The sequence below is a fragment of the Microbacterium sp. K2 genome, assembly GCF_051365005.1.
In the GTDB taxonomy this organism is placed as follows: domain Bacteria; phylum Actinomycetota; class Actinomycetes; order Actinomycetales; family Microbacteriaceae; genus Microbacterium; species Microbacterium foliorum_B.
The window spans coordinates 228,723-247,424 of the sequence record NZ_JBLWII010000001.1 but is presented as its reverse complement, the minus strand read 5'-3'; the positions used below and the strand labels follow the sequence as shown (position 1 = coordinate 247,424).

At 66.2% G+C, this 18,702-nt stretch carries 15 protein-coding genes; 9 read left to right on the top strand and 6 right to left on the bottom strand.

What is annotated here, in order from left to right:
• Positions 1-11: 11 nt before the first annotated feature.
• Positions 12-665 (bottom strand): DUF1990 family protein, encoded by a 654-nt coding sequence (locus ACLKOY_RS01230; protein ID WP_363570023.1) that lies wholly within the window; start codon positions 663-665, stop codon positions 12-14.
• A 70-nt stretch (positions 666-735) separates the two neighbouring features.
• On the bottom strand, positions 736-2,589 hold the full coding sequence (lepA, locus tag ACLKOY_RS01225; RefSeq protein WP_363570021.1) for a translation elongation factor 4: 1,854 nt from the start codon (positions 2,587-2,589) through the stop codon (positions 736-738).
• 240 nt (positions 2,590-2,829) lie between these two features.
• On the opposite strand from lepA, the gene ACLKOY_RS01220 reads away from it, so the two are divergent.
• From ACLKOY_RS01220 to ACLKOY_RS01200, 5 genes are all read left to right on the top strand, one after another.
• Positions 2,830-3,813 (top strand): ABC transporter permease, encoded by a 984-nt coding sequence (locus ACLKOY_RS01220; protein WP_436452089.1) that lies wholly within the window; start codon positions 2,830-2,832, stop codon positions 3,811-3,813.
• Positions 3,813-4,730 carry an ABC transporter permease gene (locus tag ACLKOY_RS01215; RefSeq protein ID WP_436452088.1) on the top strand — a complete coding sequence of 306 codons (918 nt, stop codon included), beginning with the start codon at positions 3,813-3,815 and terminating at the stop codon, positions 4,728-4,730. Before ACLKOY_RS01220 ends, ACLKOY_RS01215 begins: the two co-directional genes overlap by 1 nt.
• Positions 4,727-6,658, top strand: coding sequence for an ABC transporter ATP-binding protein (locus tag ACLKOY_RS01210; RefSeq protein WP_436452087.1), 1,932 nt, complete (start codon positions 4,727-4,729; stop codon positions 6,656-6,658). Before ACLKOY_RS01215 ends, ACLKOY_RS01210 begins: the two co-directional genes overlap by 4 nt.
• A gap of 118 nt (positions 6,659-6,776) precedes the next feature.
• Positions 6,777-8,489 carry an ABC transporter family substrate-binding protein gene (locus tag ACLKOY_RS01205; RefSeq protein ID WP_436452086.1) on the top strand — a complete coding sequence of 571 codons (1,713 nt, stop codon included), beginning with the start codon at positions 6,777-6,779 and terminating at the stop codon, positions 8,487-8,489.
• Positions 8,490-8,572: 83 nt separating this feature from the next.
• The gene (locus ACLKOY_RS01200) at positions 8,573-9,340 is read left to right on the top strand and encodes an alpha/beta fold hydrolase (protein ID WP_436452085.1); all 768 of its coding nucleotides are present in this window, start codon (positions 8,573-8,575) and stop codon (positions 9,338-9,340) included.
• Here ACLKOY_RS01200 and ACLKOY_RS01195 read toward each other — a convergent pair.
• Positions 9,291-10,493 carry an MFS transporter gene (locus tag ACLKOY_RS01195; protein WP_436452084.1) on the bottom strand — a complete coding sequence of 401 codons (1,203 nt, stop codon included), beginning with the start codon at positions 10,491-10,493 and terminating at the stop codon, positions 9,291-9,293. The two genes, ACLKOY_RS01200 and ACLKOY_RS01195, sit on opposite strands and share 50 nt — an antisense overlap.
• A 300-nt stretch (positions 10,494-10,793) precedes the next feature.
• On the opposite strand from ACLKOY_RS01195, the gene rpsT reads away from it, so the two are divergent.
• Positions 10,794-11,054 carry a 30S ribosomal protein S20 gene (gene rpsT / locus ACLKOY_RS01190; RefSeq protein ID WP_042537672.1) on the top strand — a complete coding sequence of 87 codons (261 nt, stop codon included), beginning with the start codon at positions 10,794-10,796 and terminating at the stop codon, positions 11,052-11,054.
• 167 nt (positions 11,055-11,221) lie between these two features.
• Here the strand turns inward: rpsT and holA are convergent, their stop codons facing one another.
• The 3 genes from holA to ACLKOY_RS01175 form a co-directional block, all read right to left on the bottom strand.
• The gene (holA, locus tag ACLKOY_RS01185) at positions 11,222-12,259 is read right to left on the bottom strand and encodes a DNA polymerase III subunit delta (RefSeq protein ID WP_436452083.1); all 1,038 of its coding nucleotides are present in this window, start codon (positions 12,257-12,259) and stop codon (positions 11,222-11,224) included.
• 40 nt (positions 12,260-12,299) lie between these two features.
• A complete protein-coding gene (locus ACLKOY_RS01180) occupies positions 12,300-14,591 on the bottom strand; it encodes a ComEC/Rec2 family competence protein (RefSeq protein ID WP_436452082.1) in 2,292 nt (763 codons plus the stop codon).
• A 296-nt stretch (positions 14,592-14,887) separates the two neighbouring features.
• Positions 14,888-16,471 carry an SLC13 family permease gene (locus ACLKOY_RS01175; RefSeq protein ID WP_436452081.1) on the bottom strand — a complete coding sequence of 528 codons (1,584 nt, stop codon included), beginning with the start codon at positions 16,469-16,471 and terminating at the stop codon, positions 14,888-14,890.
• 299 nt (positions 16,472-16,770) lie between these two features.
• Here ACLKOY_RS01175 and ACLKOY_RS01170 point away from each other — a divergent pair, with 299 nt between their 5' ends.
• Genes ACLKOY_RS01170 through ACLKOY_RS01160 form a run of 3 tightly spaced genes read left to right on the top strand, consistent with a single transcriptional unit; the run spans position 16,771 to position 18,462 of the window.
• Positions 16,771-17,523 carry an SDR family oxidoreductase gene (locus ACLKOY_RS01170; RefSeq protein ID WP_341957873.1) on the top strand — a complete coding sequence of 251 codons (753 nt, stop codon included), beginning with the start codon at positions 16,771-16,773 and terminating at the stop codon, positions 17,521-17,523.
• A 34-nt stretch (positions 17,524-17,557) separates the two neighbouring features.
• On the top strand, positions 17,558-17,968 hold the full coding sequence (locus tag ACLKOY_RS01165; protein WP_341957875.1) for a cupin domain-containing protein: 411 nt from the start codon (positions 17,558-17,560) through the stop codon (positions 17,966-17,968).
• Positions 17,969-18,000: 32 nt separating this feature from the next.
• Positions 18,001-18,462: a hypothetical protein gene (locus tag ACLKOY_RS01160; RefSeq protein ID WP_436452080.1), complete on the top strand. Its 462-nt coding sequence runs from the start codon at positions 18,001-18,003 to the stop codon at positions 18,460-18,462.
• The last annotated feature ends 240 nt before the right edge of the window (positions 18,463-18,702 follow it).

Below are 18,702 nucleotides of genomic sequence, written 5' to 3'. Positions count from 1 at the left end.
AAGTGCGGCCATCAGACCGGAGTCGCGTAGAGCGGCGAGATCGCTCGCAGATAGCGTGCGAACAGCTCGCGGCGACGGCGCTTCACGAGAGGCGGGATGACGCGGTAGAGCAGCGAGTTCGGCGCGTCGAACGCTCGCACGGAGAACCAGACCTCGTCGTTGTCCTCACGCCAGTCGATGTCGAAGGACTCCTCGCCCCGCACCACGGACCCGCCGACGGTGCCGAGCACGAAACCGATGCGGCGCTTCTCCTCGGTCACGGAGATCACGCGAAGCTCGGCGTCCGCTCGCATGCCGGCGACCCGGCCGTGCAGGCGCAGGGTCATCCCCGGGCCCGCGAACGGAGTGCCCTCTGCATCGAAGCGCTGTTCGACATCGTGCTTGCTCGGTGCGATCGGAGTGCCCTCTGCATCGAAGCTCACGCCCGCGTAGGCGGGACCCGGAGCAGGACGCACGTCTTCGACGCTGAGCCCTGAGGCGCGCTGCGCCGTCCAGGTGAGCAGTGCCTCTCCCGCAGACTGGAAGCGCTCGAAGCCGCTGCCGATCCGCCAGGAGTTCTCCGCCGGGATGCTGCGCTCCGGTGGGTACTGCATCAGATCGGGCGCGTGGGTTGCACCCACGGCCGCATAGTCAACCGTGTCGTCTCGGAAAGTCCCGCGCCGCATGAGTTCCAGCCTACTTCCCGTTCCCTGGACGATCACCCCCACGCGCCGACGATGCCCGGCTCGTGGGACTCTACTTCTTGTCCTTGCCCTCGACGTCGCCGGAGAGCGCGGCGATGAACGCCTCCTGCGGGACCTCGACCCGACCGACCATCTTCATGCGCTTCTTGCCCTCCTTCTGCTTCTCGAGGAGTTTGCGCTTTCGGCTGATGTCACCGCCGTAGCACTTGGCGAGCACGTCCTTGCGCAGTGCGCGGATCGTCTCGCGGGCGATGATCCTGGCGCCGATGGCGGCCTGGATCGGCACCTCGAAGTTCTGGCGAGGGATCAGCTTGCGCAGACGCTCCGTCATCAGTGTCCCGTACGCGTAGGCCTTGTCGCGGTGCACGATCGAGCTGAACGCATCGACCTTGTCACCCTGCAGCAGGATGTCGACCTTCACGAGGTCCGCTTCCTGCTGTCCGGCGGGCTCGTAGTCGAGCGACGCGTAGCCCTGCGTCTTGGACTTGAGCTGATCGAAGAAATCGAAGACGATCTCGCCGAGCGGCATCGTGTAGCGCAGCTCTACGCGCTCCTCGGAGAAGTACTCCATGCCCAGCAGCGTCCCTCGGCGGGACTGGCAGAGCTCCATCACGGTGCCCACGTAGTCCTTCGGCAGGAGGATCGCTGTCTTGACCATCGGCTCCGACACCGAGCCGATGCGCCCGTCGGGGTACTCGCTCGGGTTGGTCACCGTCACCGTCTCACCCGTGTCGCTGGTGAGGACCTCGTAGATCACGCTCGGCGCGGTCGTGATGAGATCGAGGCCGAACTCGCGTTCGAGACGCTCGGTGATGATCTCGAGGTGCAGGAGTCCGAGGAATCCGCAGCGGAACCCGAATCCGAGGGCGACCGAGGTCTCCGGCTCGTACTGGAGCGAGGCGTCGGAGAGCTTCAGCTTGTCGAGCGCCTCGCGAAGGTCGGCGTAGTCGCTGCCGTCGATCGGATAGATGCCCGAGAAGACCATGGGCTTCGGATCCGTGTATCCCGGAAGCGCCTGGGTCGAGGGTTTCCGTGCCGTGGTCACGGTGTCGCCGACCTTCGACAGGCGGACATCCTTCACACCGGTGATGAGGTAGCCGACCTCGCCGACACCCAGGCCCTTCGAGGGCACGGGCTCGGGGCTCGACACGCCGACTTCGAGCGCCTCGTGGGTCGCGCCCGTGGACATCATCTGGATGCGCTCGCGGGGCGACAGGCTGCCGTCGATCATGCGTACGTAAGTGACGACACCGCGGTAGGCGTCGTAGACGGAGTCGAAGATCATAGCTCGGGCAGGCGCGTCGGCGTCGCCGACAGGTGCCGGGATCTCCTTGACCAGGCGATCGAGCAGTTCCTCGACGCCCACACCGGTCTTGCCGGAGACGCGCAGGACGTCTTCGGGCTTGCCGCCGATCAGGGAGGCGAGCTCCTTCGCGTACTTCTCGGGGTCAGCTGCCGGCAGGTCGATCTTGTTCAGCACCGGGATGATGTGCAGGTCGTTCTCGAGCGCCAGGTAGAGGTTCGCGAGAGTCTGAGCCTCGATGCCCTGCGCGGCGTCGACGAGCAGGATGGCGCCCTCGCAGGCGGCGAGAGAGCGTGACACCTCATAGGTGAAGTCGACGTGGCCGGGAGTGTCGATCATGTTGAGCGCGAACGTCTCGCCATCGATCTCCCACGGCATCCGCACGGCCTGGCTCTTGATCGTGATGCCGCGCTCGCGCTCGATGTCCATGCGGTCGAGGTACTGCGCGCGCATGTCTCGATCCGAGACCACGCCGGTGATCTGGAGCATGCGGTCGGCGAGCGTCGACTTGCCGTGGTCGATGTGCGCGATGATGCAGAAATTGCGGATCTGCACCGAAGGCGTCGCGGCAGGCTGAAGCGGAGTGAGGGCGCGTGGTGACATGTCCTGACGATTCTACGGTGAGGCGCGACTAATGCTCACTTCGTCCGATCCGGTGATATTCTGCCGAGGTTGCCCGGGAGCCATCCGTGACACCGGATCCCGTGAGCGACAAGACTCCGTCACAGACCAAGTGGAGGCGTCGTGTCGCGCAGATCGGCTGATGGTGATTGACTGTCTTCCCGGCTCAGCGTTGCGTCGGCGGATCCCGCGTGCGTCTGTAAAAGAGAAAGAATCATCACCTTGATCAAGTATCTGTTGCGCCGCCTGCTGGGTTGGGTGCTGATGATCGTCATCGCGACGAACATCACGTACTTCCTCGCGTGGCTGTACCTCGACCCCGAGAACAACTACGTCGGACGGCGTCCTCCTCTCTCCGCCGACCAGATCGACAATCTGCTGGGTCCTCGCAACCTCAGCGAGTCGGTGCCTCTCATCGAGCGGTGGTGGACCTGGTTCTCCAACATCTTCTTCCACTGGAACTGGGGGCTCAGCCCGACGGGCGAGTCGATCAACGAGCAGGTCGCCTACCGCGTCTGGATCAGTGCCGAGCTCGTCCTCGGTGCGACGATCATCACGACGATCCTCGGCATCGCCCTCGGCGTGTACACCGCCTCGCGGCAGTACAAGCTCGCTGACCGCATCGGTCAGGGCACCAGCATCATCACGATGAACATCCCCACCGTCGTCGCCGGCTTCGCTCTGGTGCTGCTGGCGATCAACTTCAACAACGCCGTCGGCACGACCGTCTTCTACGTGGTGGGTTCATCCAGTCAGGGGGTGGAGGGCTTCTTCCCCGTTCTCGTGGACGTGCTGCAGCATCTGACGCTGCCCACGCTGGCGCTCGTGCTGACGGGCTATGCGGGCATCCACTTCCTGCAGCGCTCGCTGCTGCTCGACAACATCAAGGCCGACTACGTGCGCACCGCGCGGGCGAAGGGCCTGACCAAGCAGCAGGCGATCCGCAAGCACGCGCTGCGGACATCGCTGATCCCCGTGACGACGCAGGTCGCGTTCACCATCCCGGCCGTCTTCACGGGCGCGGTGCTGACCGAGACGATCTTCAACTGGAACGGGATGGGTCGGTACTTCATCCAGACCCTCAACAACAACGACATCCACGGCGTCGTCGCGGTCGCGGCGTTCGGCGCCCTGATGACGGCGATCGGTGCGATCCTCGCCGACATCGCCGTGGTCGTCCTCGATCCGAGAGTGCGGGTGAGCTGATGGCTCTGGACAGCATCGGGGTCTCCCCCGAAATCGCAGACAAGCCGAAGAACCGCAAGCGCACCTCGATGCTGACGCTCTACACGCGTCGCTTCATGCGCAACCGCGGCGCGCTGATCGGCGTCGTCATCCTCGCCCTGCTGGTGGTGTTCGCGATCGTCGGCCCGCTGATCTCGCCCTATTCGCACACCGACCTCGACTTCCTCGCGCTGCGCAAGGGGCCGTCGGCCGAGCACTGGTTCGGGACGAACGGATCGGGCAACGACAACTTCGCCCAGGTCGCCGTGGGTCTTCAGCGCTCCATGATGATCGCCGCGCTGGTCGCCATCGGCACCACTGTCGTCTCCGCGCTCATCGGCGCCACCGCCGCCTACTTCGGCGGTCGGTACGAGCGGATCATGCTCGCGATCATCCACTTCATGATGGTCGTGCCGAACTTCCTGATCCTCGCGATGATCTCGAACGACGCCGGAGGCAACTGGCTCGTGATCTCGCTCGTGATGATCTTCGTCGTCGGCTGGTTCTTCCCCGCGCGCGTGATCTGGACGCTGTCGCTGTCGATCCGCGAGCGCGAGTACGTCCACGCCGCACGCTACGCGGGTCTGTCGGGCATGCGGATCGTGATCCGACACATGCTGCCGAACATCGGCTCGCTGCTGGTGATCAACTTCACCCTCGGCGTCGTCTCAGCGGTTCTCACCGAGACCGCCCTGTCGTTCCTCGGGTTCGGTGTGAAGCTGCCTGACGTGTCACTCGGCGCGCTCATCGGCTACGGCTCGAGCACGCTCGTCAGTGCTCCGTGGCTGTTCTACTTCCCCGCGGCGGCGCTGACGCTGCTCACCGTCTCGATGGCTCTCATCGCCGACGGTCTGCGCGACGCCCTCGATCCGACCTCGGCGGCTGGAGGTCGCGCATGAGTACTGTCCTTTCCGTCCGTGACCTCAAGGTCAGCTTCCCGTCCGAAGCGGGTCGCGTCGACGCCGTGCGCGGCGTCTCGTTCGATCTCGAAGCGGGCAAGACGCTCGGCATCGTCGGCGAGTCCGGCTCGGGCAAGTCCGTCACCTCGCTCGCGATCATGGGCCTGCTCGACGACAACGCCAAGGTCACCGGTTCGATCATCTACGACGGCCAGGAGCTGCTCGGCAAGTCCGACAAGCAGCTCTCGGTGATCCGCGGCAACGGCATGGCCATGGTCTTCCAGGATCCGCTGACGTCGCTCACCCCCGTCTTCACGATCGGCGACCAGCTGATCGAGGCGCTCACGGTGCACCGTCGACTGTCGAAGAAGGAGGCATGGGACCGCTCGGTCGAACTGCTGAAGCTCGTCGGGATCCCCGAGGCGGAGCGCCGGATGAAGGCGTTCCCGCACGAGTTCTCGGGCGGCATGCGTCAGCGCGTCGTGATCGCGATCGCCATGGCCAACGATCCGAAGCTGATCATCGCCGACGAGCCGACCACCGCGCTCGACGTCACCATCCAGGCGCAGATCCTCGAGCTCATGGAGAAGGCGCAGGAGGAGACCGGCGCCGCGATGATGATCATCACGCACGACATGGGCGTGGTCGCGAAGACCGCCGACGATGTGCTCGTGATGTACGCGGGCAAGCCCGTCGAACATGCGCCGGTGCGCGAGCTGTTCTACCGCACCCGGATGCCGTACTCGATCGGCCTGCTCGGAGCCATCCCCCGCGTCGACAAGACCGAGAAGGTGCCGCTGATCCCGATCAAGGGCAACCCCCCTCTGCTGATCAACCTGCCGGATGCGTGCCCGTTCGCGGCGCGCTGCCCGATCGCGATCGATGCGTGCCGTGAGCGTGAGCCCGACCTGCTGCCGATAACCACGAGCGGGCACACCGATCACTCGGTCGCCTGCATCCGCGCGAACGACATCGACGACGACGGGAAGATCGGCGGGCTGCCGGTGTTCCCGATCCCCGAGATCCCCGAGGGCACGCTCGCAAAGGTCCCGCGCCAGGATCGTCCGATCACGCTGGAGGCGGTCAACCTCAACAAGATCTTCCCGCTGATGAAGGGCGCCTTCTTCAAGCGCAAGGTCGGCGAGGTGCACGCCGTCAAGGGCATCAGCTTCGACATCCGCCAGGGTGAGACCCTCGCGATCGTCGGCGAGTCGGGCAGCGGCAAGACCACGACGCTGCTGCAGATCATGGACCTGGTCGAGCAGGAGGACGGCGACATCAGGATCGGCGGCACGAGCGTCTCCGACATCAAGAACCGTGCGGAGGAGCGCAAGCTCCGCCGTGACCTGCAGATCGTGTTCCAGGATCCGATGGGGGCACTCGACCCGCGTATGACGGTCTGGGACATCATCGCCGAGCCGATGTTCGCGATCGGGATGAGCAAGGACGACGTGTTCGACCGCGTCGAGGAGCTCATGGGGCTCGTCGGCCTCGACCCCGCGCACAGCGATCGCTTCCCGCAGGCCTTCTCGGGCGGTCAGCGTCAGCGCATCGGCATCGCCCGAGCGCTCTCGACGAACCCCAAGATCGTGGTCCTCGACGAGCCTGTCTCGGCGCTCGACGTCTCGATCCAGGCCGGCGTGATCAACCTGCTCGATGAACTCAAGGCGAAGCTCGGTCTGTCGTACCTGTTCGTCGCGCACGACCTGGCGGTCGTGCGGCACATCGCCGACAGGGTCGCCGTGATGTACAAGGGCTCGTTCGTCGAGCACGGTGACGTCGATCAGGTGTTCGACGATCCGCAGCATCCGTACACGAAGGCGCTGCTGTCGGCTATCCCGATTCCCGACCCCGACATCGAGCGCACGCGCGAGCGGATCATCCTCCCCGTCGAGGGCTTCGATGCCGAGGCAGTCGCCGCCAGCTGACCCGTACATCGATGTGCACAGTCCGGTAACGGTTCCGTGTCCCTGGGGTTTCGCCCGCCATATGCGGGGTTAGTCTGCCCCTATCCCCAAGTAAGGCCGACAGGCACTAAGGAGTACCATGAAACGGCATCAGAAGCTGATGGGCATCGCTGCTCTCGGCGCCGCCTTCGCACTCGTCATGAGCGGGTGTGCACCGGCAGGCAACGGCGGCGGCGACAGCGGCGAAGGCGAAGCTCAGACGGTCGAAGGCGCGGACTACAACCCGCAGCCCCGCGAGAACCTCGCAGAGGGCGGCGAGCTCCGCATCCCCGTCTCGAACATCGCCGAGCAGCTCAACTACTTCCACAGCGACGGCGACGCTCGCGTCACCCAGATCGCGACGTGGTTCCGCCCGCAGATCCTCCTCATGGATCCCGACGGCACCGTCAAGAAGAACGACGCATATCTCGACGACTACTCCTTCGGCGTCGAAGACGGCAAGACCGTCCTGCACTTCAAGGTCAACGAGAAGGCCGTCTGGAACGACGGCACGCCTATCGACGTCACCGCGTTCAAGGCCACCTGGGAAGCCAACAGCGGCGAGAACGAGGAGTACCAGCCGAACGCGACCGACGGCTGGAAGGAGATCGAGTCCGTTGAGGCCGGCGAGAACGACCGCGACGTCGTCGTGACCTTCAAGGGCGAGTTCGCCTGGCCCGAGATGGTCTACTCGCAGCTGCTGCACCCTGCAGTCAACACGCCTGAGCTCTTCAACACCGCCTTCCTCGGCGACTGGCACCCCGAGTGGGGTGCTGGCCCCTACACGGTCGACAACTTCGACAAGACCGGCGGCGTCGTCACGCTCGTCCCGAACGAGAAGTGGTGGGGCAACGCTCCGCTGCTCGACAAGGTCTCCTTCATCCAGATGGAGCCGACCGCGGCAGTCAACGCCCTGCGCAACGGCGAGGTCGACATGGCAGAGACCGGCAGCGCCGAGCTGCTCGCACAGGTCGAGGGCCTCGAGGGCGTCAAGACCTACAAGGGTCAGGCCACCGCGAACGCGATCTTCACGCTGAACTCGACCAACCCCGTGCTGGAGGACCTCGAGGTCCGCAAGGCCGTGTTCGAGGCGATCAGCATCGAGCAGGTCAAGGACATCGTCTTCAACGGTCTGAACTACACGGAGGAGCCTGCCGGCTCGCTCACGCTGTTCTCGTTCCAGCCGGACTACATCAACGCGCTGGAAGAGGCCGGCCGCAAGGACGGCGACGTCGAAGGAGCCAACAAGCTCCTCGACGAGGCCGGCTGGGTCGCCGGTGCCGACGGCATCCGCGAGAAGGACGGCCAGCGCCTGTCGCTCGTCTTCCCGAACCACTCCGACACCGAGACCGCTCGTGCCCGCACGCTCGCGGTGCAGGCCCAGCTGAAGGAAGCCGGTGTCGAGGTCGTAATCGACCAGCGTCCGTCCGCGGACTTCGCTGAGGACTACACCACGCAGAACGGTGACATCTTCTTCCTCAACTTCACGTCGTCCGACCCGTTCGGTGCTGCCTGGTTCTGCCAGCTGTACTGCTCGGACAGCGGCCTGAACCTCTCGGGCACCGGCACCGAGGAGATCGACAAGATGATCCACGAGGAGCTCGAGACGATCTCCGACCCGGTCGAGCAGACCAAGAAGGCCATGGAGATGGAGTCCGAGATCTTCGCAAAGACCTGGGGTGTCATCCCGGTGCTCAACGGTCCGGAGATCTGGACCGTCAAGGAGGGTCTCGCCAACCTCACGCCCGAGCCCTACGTGGGCCTCGACCTCTTCGGCATCACGCCGGTGGAGAACGTGGGATACGAGAAGTAATCCATCCGGAGCCTGACTCGTCAGTGCTTCGCAGCGGGGTCGGTGGTTCATCCACCGGCCCCGCTTTTCTCTATGCTGAAGGCGTGAGCGTCCAGATCGTCTTCGTGCACGGCATCCGCACGTCCGCGACGATGTGGCGTTCGCAGCTGGAGTTCCTCGACGAACAGGGAATTCCCGCGGTCGCCGTCGATCTTCCCGGCCACGGCACGCGCATGGGCGAGGACTTCACCCTGCACGAGGCCCTGCACACGATCGACGCCGCCGTGCGCGATGCCGCCACGCGAGGGCCTGTGCTGCTCGTCGGACACTCGATGGGCGGCCTGCTCTCGCTCGCCTACGTCGGGGGCGCACAGACGCCGCGGGTGGCTGGTCTCGTCGCAGCATCCTGCACCTCGCTCCCCCAGGGTGCCGGGCTCGCGGCCTACCGGGTCTTCGCTCGTGCCGTGGATCGGCTGCCGGACCGTGGGATGTGGCTCACACGACGGTTCCTCGCGGCGACGATCCCGATCGAGACGCGCGGAGACTTCGCAGCGGGCGGCTACGCCTTGGACACCCAGGACACGGCTCTCCGGAACCTCGCCACCCTCGACCTCGCGACGGCCGTCGCCCGCATCGAGGTGCCGCTGTGGTTCGTGAACGGGCAATGGGATCAGCTGCGGGTGAACGAAGCCCTCTTCCGAAGGCTCGCGCCGCACGCCGAGCTGATCGTCGTGCCTCGCACCACCCATCTCGTCACCGCGATGCGACCGCAGATCTTCAATGCCGTGCTGCGTCTGGCCGTCGCGACCATCGAGTCCGGAGCTACGACTGCGGCAGTGGATCCCGCGCAGGCTGCCGCGCGAGAGCGGTGAGCCCACCGCCGACGAGCGACAGCACGGCGGCGGCTATGAACACGAGCCAGAACCCGCCGACCAGCGCCACGAGACCAGCGCCCAGCACAGGGCCGATGAGCTGACCGAGCGCGGCGGTGACGTAGACGATCCCGAGATCTCGGGCGTGATCCTTCTCACCGGGCAGCAGATCCGCGGCGAAGGCGAGTCCGACGGTCGAGAACGCACCGTAGCCGAGACCCATGAGCGCCGCCGCGACCATCGTCGCCTCGAACGTCGGCACGACGGCGATCACGACGCACGAGGCCGCCTGCACGAACGTGGCAAGGATCGTGAGCGTGCGTCTGTTGCCGGTGCGGTCAGACAGCACGCCCGTGAACACCGACGCGAGCACTACGAAGAGCGTGTAGACCACGATCAGGAGCAGCAGATTGTCCTGCGCCACCGTCGTCTCCTGATGCAACCCGTGCAGCAGGAAGAAGAGGAACAGTGCGGTGCCCAGCGCGTTGCCGATGTTGGTCACGAGGCGACCCGAGAGCATCCAGGCGAAGTCCCGGTCGCGCAGCGATGCCAGCAGACGACGGTCACGGTTGCCCGGCAACGAGCCTGCGAATGCAGGCGGGTCGGGAAGAAGCAGCGCCGCGGACGTCCCGACGACGGTGATCACGGCGGCGAGCAGGAGATAGCCATCCCGGATGCCGAGCCCGAGGATCACCACGAGACCGACACCCAGGACGATCCCGACGGCCTGACTCGATCCGACGGCGGCGGCTGCCGCACCGCGCTGCGTCGTCGGAAGCTGGTCGGCGATCAGTGCGGTGAAGGCCGCAGACGACACCGAGACGCCGATCGACACCCCGACCCACGCGGTCCCCACAGCCCAGGGGCCCTCGCTGAAGCCTGTGACGACCAGGAACACCGCGGTGACCAGCACGCCGCCGATCGCCCACGGGCGCCGGCGTCGACGCCCGACACGTGCTCGGTCTGACAGGGCGCCGGCCATGGGTCCTGCGACGATGCCGGCGAGACCGCCGATGCCGAGCACGAAACCCGAGGAGATCACGCCGCTGATCCAGTCGTCCTCCGCGGTGTCGAGCTGAAGGGGCAGCAGAAGCTGCACGGGCGTGAGCTGCACCGTCCAGATGGCCAGCCAGGCGAGGGTGAAAATGGTCATCCATCGCGGTCCGACCCTGCGCGAGCCGGGCACCGGCGAGACAGGAGGGAGGGCGGGGCTCATGTCGCTCCTTGCCGTCGATGTCGCGAAGCGAGTGTCGGGATACTGATGATTGTGCACCCGCATGCACCGATGCTGCACCCGCAAAAGGGCGGCATCGCCCCGTTTAGGGTGAACCGGCCGGATGCTGGTAGAGTTGGTTCTTGGCTTGCGTGTGGGTTCTTCCCTCACGACCGCCGAGTGGAAGCCCTCTTCTTCTGCCGGCATTTCCTAACAACTCCGTACAGAAAGCGTCCACACGTGGCAAACATCAAGTCGCAGATCAAGCGCAACAAGACCAACGACAAGGCTCACGAGCGCAACAAGGCCGTGAAGAGCGAGCTGAAGACGCACATCCGCGCGACGCGCGCTGCTGTCATCTCCGGTGACAAGGCTGCAGCCGAGAAGGCTCTGAAGGCCGCCTCCCGCAAGCTCGACAAGGCCGTCAGCAAGGGTGTCATCCACCAGAACCAGGCTGCGAACCGCAAGTCCTCCATCGCCAAGCAGGTCTCCGCTCTCTGAGCTGATTCCACGCCTGACGGTGTGACAAGAGCCCGTCCCGTTCGCGGGGCGGGCTCTTTCGCGTGCGCTCGATGCACACGGCGACGCGTCGGGCAGGCATGACAGCGCCCGTTCGACCTCGCGAAAGCGAGGATGTCAGTGACGGTGTCGCGCGACCGCGGCGACGCTCACTCGCCGAACGGCTGACGGGTCGCGATGACCGTGAGCATGCGCTCGAGCGCGAAGATCGGGTCGCGCGCCGCGCCCTTGACCTCGGCATCGGCGCGAGCCGTCGCCTGGATGGCCATGCCGAGCGATCGCTCATTCCACCCGGCGAGGTCACGCCGCGCGCGGTCGACCTGCCAGTCCTTCATGCCGAGCCGCTGGGCGAGCTGACGGCTGGGTTCGCGGTTGCCGGCGACGCGCGCCATCGTGCGCAGCTTCATCGCGAAGGCGGCGACCATGGGCACCGGATCAGCACCGGATGCGAGCGCATGCCGCAGCGCGACCAGTGCCTCGCCGTAGCGGCCGGCGATCGCCGTGTCGGCGACGACGAAGGCCGACACCTCGACGCGCCCGCCGTAGTACTTCGTGACGACGTCTTCGGTGATGTCGCCCTCGACGTCGACGATCAGCTGCTGGCATGCCGCAGCAAGCTCGGTGAGGTCATCGGCGAACGCCGAGACCAGGGCGCGCAGCGCAGGCGGTGCGATCCGCTTCTTGGCCGCCTTGAACTCCCCCGCGGCGAAGTCGACGCGATCGCCGTCGCGCTTGATCGCCGGGCACGGGATCTCGATGCCGTCGCCGGTGCCCGCGCGCACTGCGTCGAGCAGCTTCTTGCCTCGAACGCTGGCTCCGGTGTGCCGGAGGATGACCGTCGCACCCTCCTGGGGGTGATCCAGGTAGGAGACGGCCTCCTGCAGGAAGGCGTCCGAGCACTTCTCGACTCCCGACACGCGTACGAGACGGGGCTCGCCGAACAGCGACGGCGACGTCAGCGAAAGGAGGGTGCCCGGTGCGTAGTCGTCAGCGCGGACATCGGTCACCTCGAGCGCCGGGTCTTCGGTGCGGAGGTAGTCGCGCATTCCGGCGATCGCACGCTCTGCGCAGACCTCTTCGGGGCCGAACACGAGCACGACAGGAGCCGGTCGCGGCTCGCGCCAGGAGACCTGCGCGATCTTGGCTGCCTTCGCTCCGCCGCGGGAGGGGGTACGAGAAGCAGCCATGCTTCCAGACTACCGGGGGCCGCCGACGTCGCCCTCGTCGTCAGGGCGGCTGTCTCTCCGTCCAGAGCTGCAGCTCATCACCATCGAGACCGACGAGGAGTCGGCCCTGCTGATCGGTGCGCAGCACCCGAGCACCGGCAGCCTCGAGCGACGTGAGAGTCTCTGCTCGAGGATGCCCGTAGTCGTTGTCGACGCCGGCACTGAACAGGGCGATGACCGGGCGCAGATCCTGATACAGCGGGAAGTCCTGATCACCGCTGCCGTGGTGTGCCACCTTGACCACCGCGTAGTCGCCTCTGAGATGCGCGGTGCGCACCAGCATCCGCTGAGCCTCCGCCGACAAGTCGCCGAGGAACAGCGCCCGCGGCACCCCGCCGCCTTCGACCTCGAGAACCACGCTCTGGTCGTTGCCCGGTGGGAACACCTCCGAACCAGGCTGCGGCCACAGCACTTGCCACGATGCTGCGCCCAGTTCGCCCTGCATCCCCGCCCCGGCGAGGGTGACCGTCGCACCGCCGTCGGCGAAGCGCTGCAGCATCCGCTCGTCGCCGCTCTCCCCCGGCGGTCCGTGCAGCACCTCACCGACTCTGCCCTGCACGGCCTCGACGCCGCCGACATGATCGAGGTCGAAGTGAGTGAGAACGAGCACGTCGATGTGCTCGACACCGAGACTGCGCAGACAGGCGGCCAGGGGCTCCGACTCCGGGCCTGTGTCGATCAGCGCGATCCGGTTGTCAGACCTGACGAGCAGCGCATCTCCTTGGCCGACATCGCAGGCGGCGATCGACCAGTGATGCGGGCTGGTCGCGCTCGCGAGCGGACCGTTCAGCACGACGTGGGCTCCGCCCAGAGCGAGCACCACGGCGAGAACGGATGCGGAAGCCCCTCTGACGATCGGGAGTGTGCGGCATCCGTCGGCCAGGATCACCCCGGCCGCCGCGCTGACGATGCCGACGAGAGCCGCGCTGGCGACCCCGGGAACCACCGGTACCTGCGCGAACGGAAGCCGGGCGGTGATGCCTGCCGTGTGAGCGATCCAGGCGGCCGGCAACCACGCGGACGCCGCCAGAAGGTCGGCGAGCAGTGGCACCGGAGCCGCGAGGCACGCGAGGAGCCCGATGATCGTGGCGATGGGTGCTGCGGGCGCAGCCAGCAGGTTGGCAGCCAGACCTACGAGCGATTGCTGCTCGGCGAACAGGGCGATGACAGGGCCGCACACCAGCTGCGCTGCCGTCGGCACGGCGATCGCGAGAGCGAGAGGCTGTGGCATCCACCGTGCGAGGCCGCGCGCGAGCGAGGGCGAGAGCATGATCAACGCACCCGAGGCGGCGACCGAAAGGGCGAACCCCGCGGTGGAGGCCAACCACGGATCGGCGATGAGGATGCCGCACGCGCTGAGCGCCAGCATTCCGGCCCCGGCGCTCGGCCGACCGAGCAGCAGTGACAGCATCGCGACGCCGGCCATGACCGCCGCCCTGATCACGCTGGGTTCGGGCGTCACGAGGACGACGAATCCTGCGAGGGCTACGGCGGCCGCGACGACCCGGGTCACACGTCCGGCCCCGCACAGCGCGGTCAGCCAGAACACGGCACCGACGACGATCGCGCAGTTCGCTCCGGAGACCGCGGTCAGGTGGCTGAGTCCGCTCGTGCGCATGTCGTCGTTCAGCTCCGTCGACACCGCACGCGTGTCCCCGACGGCGAGTCCCGGAAGCAGCCCTGCGCCCGGTTCGGGGAGACGTGTGGACCGCTCGATGAAGTCGCTGCGCAGGTCGGCGGCGACCGCGAACACCCCGGATGCCGGCACCTCGACCGATGCGGTACTCGCGAACACCACGAGCGCAGACTTCTCCCCCGGATCCGTCGCCGCTGCCTCGCCCTTCACCCGGAGCGTCGCACCGAGATCGAACCCGTCTGCCGGATCGATGCCGACCCGCACCGGCGCCGATGCCGCGCGCACCGACCCCGGCGACCCGATGCCCGTCAGCTGCACCTCCATCCACAGCCGACCGTCCCGACCGACCGACGCCGACGATGTGACCTCCCCCGTCGCCTCGACCACACGCCCATCCCACGACGCCGCGCTGTCGCGAGCCGGCCCCGCCGTCAGGACGGTGATCGACACCGCAGCCATCGCCGCGAACACGACGAGCGCGAGAGCGGCACGGGACCCTGCGCAATCCGCGCGTCGCAGCACGAGCCCGCATACGACGGCCGCTCCACCTGCTGCCGCGAGCGCACACCATCCGGCCGCGGCAGGCGCGAATACGCACACGAGAGCAACCGCCCACACTCCCCCGGCGACGGGAAGAAGCCGCAGATCCCGCCTCACACGAGCACCCCGTCACGGCTCTGGAAGATCACAGTCCCGCCCAGATCGTTCGCCCCGGTTGCTCCTCGCATTCGCACACCGTAGTAGCCCGACTATTTGCGGCATCCGACACCAACCGCCGACGGTGAATAACACGTCATCACGGGTGTGACGTGCAGGAGCGCCGGACGGAGGCCGCGTCCAACGCCAACTCGAGGAGCCTCCACGCTGGTCGCTGGATGAGCCGTCAGCGAGGGCTCGACCCGCTGCCGCGAGTTAGTCGAATCGGCCCTCGTTTGCGGGCCCGATCGCTGCTCTCAGAACGGCCAGATTAGTGGCACGTAAAGTACCGCGACGGCGATGTAGACGAGGGCGAGCGGGAGTCCGAGACGCCAGTAGTCGCCAAAGCGGTATCCCGCCGGCTGCATCACCATGAGGTTCACGGGAGTCGCGATGGGCGTCAGGAACGCCGCGGCTCCGACGACGGTGAGCGCCATCATGAACGGCTGCACGCTGACGTCCATGCTCGATGCGACCGAGACGGCGATCGGGGCGATCACGAGCACGGTCGCGACGTTCGAGATGAACTGACCGAGGATCACCGATGCGACGCAGATGGTGAGCAGTGCGAGGTACGGCGAGGTGTTCCCGACGAGCTGGAGCACGGCATCACCGACGAGATCGGCGGCGCCGGTCGACACGAACGCCGACGACAGCGGGATCAGGCCGGCGATGAGAGTGACGGTGGGCCACGAGATCGCCGAGAACGTCTGCGACACGGTGAGCACACGCGTCAGGATGAGGGCTCCGGCGGCGAGCAGCCCCGCGATCACCGGAGGGACGACGCCCGTCGCGAGGAGCACGACCATCACGCCGAGGATCACCAGCGCCCGGCGGGCCCCGCGCCCGAGCGGCACGGTCCGCTGCATCTGCTGCGGCGCGCTCACTGGGATGACGTCGGGCGACGCGGTGTAGCGATGTAGCGCTTCCCACGGGCCCTGAACGAGGACGGCATCGCCTGCTTGGAGAGTGACGGCACGGGTTGCCTTCCCGCCGACGATACCCTGCCAGCTGCCGTGTCGGAGAGCCAGAATCACGAGGTCTTCCTGGCGCGTAGTCATGCCGGGCGAAACAGTGCGGCCGATCAAGCTCGAGCGCGGCGCGATCAGGACCTCGGCGACTCCTTCGCCGACTGTGAAGAGGCGCCCGGTGTCGAGTGTGACGTCGTAGGTTTCGCGCCACGCCTTCGCATCGTGACTCGGGTCTGCGGGTTCCGCGAGGCGGTCCGGAACGCGCTCTGGAAGGAGCTTGTCGCCGAATGCGAGCACGAGGACCACCGTCAGGATAACTATCGGGATGCCGACGAGGGAGAACTCGAAGTACCCGAACGCGCGCCCGCCAGCTTCTTCGGCGGCTTGGGACACAACGATGTTGACCGGCGTTCCGGTGAGCGTCAGAAGGGAGCCCGCGCCGGCCGCGAATGCAAGGGGCAACAGCATCTTGGAGGGCACGATCCCTGCCCGTACCGCCACGAGCACGACGATCGGCAGGAGCGCTGCCACGGCACCGTTGATACTGATGACCGCGGAGAGTGCTGCGGCAAGCAGGCACACAATCATCAGGAGGCGTGAACGCCCCTTCCCCGCACGCTGCATGAGCTGCTGGCCCACCCACGAGGTCACCCCTGTCGCATCGAGTGCCTCACTGACGATGAACAGCGCGACGATGAACAGAACGATGGGGTCACCGAATCCGGCGAAGGCCTCACCAAGGGCGAGGACGCCGGTAGCCCACAACGCGATGGGCACCGCCATCGCGACGATCACCATCGGGATGCGGTTCGTCACGAACGCGATCACGGCGGCGCCGAGGATGATGAAGGTGATGATCTCTGGGTTCATACCCGAGCCTCCCTGTGAAGTATGCGGCGGTCTGAGAGCAAGGACGACGGCGACGTCCCCCGGTGAGGCTACGATCAGCGTCTTCTCGCCGCGCTCTTGATTATGCAGCCTGGTGAGACCTGCGGTTCTCGGCGCCTTGACATCTGGTAGCACGGCATGGGTGTGTCGTCACAGAATCTGGCAAGCGCTCTGCCGAGGCCTGCGGGCTAGTGGTCGCCGTCACAAATCCAGCTCGTGGCTGGTCACCTCTAATGACAGGGCCGCAACATACTTCGGGCCCGCGCATCGAAAGGAACAGCATGAGAATCGTAGTCATCGGAGGATCCGGCTTGATCGGAGCCAAGCTCGTGGAACTCCTCAAGAATGCCGGGCATGACGTCATTGCAGCGTCCCCATCCACTGGCGTCAACACGCTCACTGGCGCGGGCGTCCGTGAAGCATTCACCGGCGCAGACGTCGTCGTGGATATCCCGAACTCGCCGTCTTTCGAAGACGAGCCCGTCATGAACTTCTTCCAGACCTCGACACGCACTATCGCTGAGGAGGCTGAGCGCGCCGGCATCGGCCACCACGTGGTGCTCTCCATCGTCGGAGCCGACCGAATTCCCGACATCGGCTACATGCGCGCGAAGGTCGCTCAGGAGGAGATCGTCAAAAAGGGAGCAACTCCGTACACGATCGTCCGCGCCACTCAGTTCTTCGAGTTCATCGCCGGAATCGCTGAGGGCACGGCAGACGAGACGACCGTTCGGTTGTCGCCGGTGCTGATGCAGCCCATCGCGGCTTCAGACGTTTCCGCCGCCCTCGCAGAGGTCGCCACGAAGGCGCCCACCAACAGCACCTGGGAACTCGCCGGACCGGAAGCATTTCCGATCGTAGAACTGGGCCGTCGCGTACTCGCCGACGCCGGAGACAACCGTGAGATCGTCGTCGACCCCACGATCGGCTACTTCGGCGGAAACGTGAACGACCAGTCCCTGACCCCGGGCAACGACCCCGCTCTCTCATACCGACTGGCCGAAACAACCCTCGACGCGTGGCTCGCGCGCTGACCACGAATCGATCGGCGTAGAAATGGAAAATGACATGACAGACAACAACGACCTCGTTGACAGCTCGAAGGAACCCATCATCACGATGCTGGCCACCGTTCCGGGGCCGCACATCCCTGAGCCTGCCGAGGTGATGACGATCCTCGTCACCTCTCCCCCTGGCAGCCCTGGAACGCCCCCTCACCGACACAGCGGCCCGGCCTTCGGGTACGTCATCGAGGGCGCGGTGACGTTCGAACTCGAGGGCGAGCCGGTTCGGGTCGTGCGCGCCGGCGAAACCTTCTGGGAACCGGGTGGCGACCTCATCCACTACCAGGACGGCAACCACCTTGCTGACGAGACCACACGGTTCGTCGTCACCATGTTCGGAGTCCCCGGTGAACCGATGCTGACCTTCGTCACGGCAGAGGAACTCGAAGAACGCCGACACCTCAGGATCACCTGAGTCTCATGCGGCGGGAACGACTCACGAGTCAGATGAGCTTGACTCTCACGGGGCGCCGACTGATCCTGTGGCTGCTTTCGCTCTTCGCTGCTGCTATCGGCGCCTGGTCGCTGCTGTTCCCGGCGGAATGGTATGACACGTTCCCTGACGGCTCGGCCTCGTGGGGGTTCGGTCAGTGGATCCTGATGGATGGCCCCTTCAACGAACACCTGATCCGTGACGTCGGCGCGATGTACCTTGCTCTAGCCGGTGGAGGCATCGTCGCGGCACTCTCGAAGAGCGTCACCGCGACCCGCACAATGGCGGTGGCTTGGATCGTGTTCTCCGCTCCTCACCTCGTCTACCACTTGCAGCATCTGCACGGACTGCCCACGATCGACTTGATCGGTGAACCGATCTCCCTCGCACTGACGCTGGTTCTTCCGCTGTTCCTCCTCGGTCCCGAGCGCACCAGACGCCAACCCGTCACCCAGGCAAAGGAAGTACCTCGATGAGGATCGTGATCGCCGGAGGCACCGGAACCGTAGGGAGGCATATCGCGGAGCCAACGGGCCCATCCTCGAGGTGCCGCTACCTGGCGGTTTCGGTCGAGCGATCCGCGACGGAACTCTCACTGCCGGTACGGCAGCCACACTCAGCACGCTGACGTACGCGGACTGGATCGAAGAGATCAGATCCGGGCGGACTCCTGCCCCTGATGCTGATGTTTGACCTGCAGTTCAGCCGTCTACCGA

Bases quoted from the DNA above. Each gene is read 5' to 3' on its own strand.
- ACLKOY_RS01210 (WP_436452087.1), top strand. From the start codon at position 4,727: ATGAGTACTGTCCTTTCCGTCCGTGACCTCAAGGTCAGCTTCCCGTCC.
- ACLKOY_RS01215 (WP_436452088.1), top strand. From the start codon at position 3,813: ATGGCTCTGGACAGCATCGGGGTCTCCCCCGAAATCGCAGACAAGCCG.
- ACLKOY_RS01230 (WP_363570023.1), bottom strand. From the start codon at position 665: ATGCGGCGCGGGACTTTCCGAGACGACACGGTTGACTATGCGGCCGTG.
- ACLKOY_RS01195 (WP_436452084.1), bottom strand. From the start codon at position 10,493: ATGACCATTTTCACCCTCGCCTGGCTGGCCATCTGGACGGTGCAGCTC.
- ACLKOY_RS01170 (WP_341957873.1), top strand. From the start codon at position 16,771: ATGAGAATCGTAGTCATCGGAGGATCCGGCTTGATCGGAGCCAAGCTC.
- ACLKOY_RS01160 (WP_436452080.1), top strand. From the start codon at position 18,001: ATGAGCTTGACTCTCACGGGGCGCCGACTGATCCTGTGGCTGCTTTCG.
- ACLKOY_RS01175 (WP_436452081.1), bottom strand. From the start codon at position 16,471: ATGAACCCAGAGATCATCACCTTCATCATCCTCGGCGCCGCCGTGATC.
- ACLKOY_RS01205 (WP_436452086.1), top strand. From the start codon at position 6,777: ATGAAACGGCATCAGAAGCTGATGGGCATCGCTGCTCTCGGCGCCGCC.
- holA (WP_436452083.1), bottom strand. From the start codon at position 12,259: ATGGCTGCTTCTCGTACCCCCTCCCGCGGCGGAGCGAAGGCAGCCAAG.
- lepA (WP_363570021.1), bottom strand. From the start codon at position 2,589: ATGTCACCACGCGCCCTCACTCCGCTTCAGCCTGCCGCGACGCCTTCG.
- ACLKOY_RS01165 (WP_341957875.1), top strand. From the start codon at position 17,558: ATGACAGACAACAACGACCTCGTTGACAGCTCGAAGGAACCCATCATC.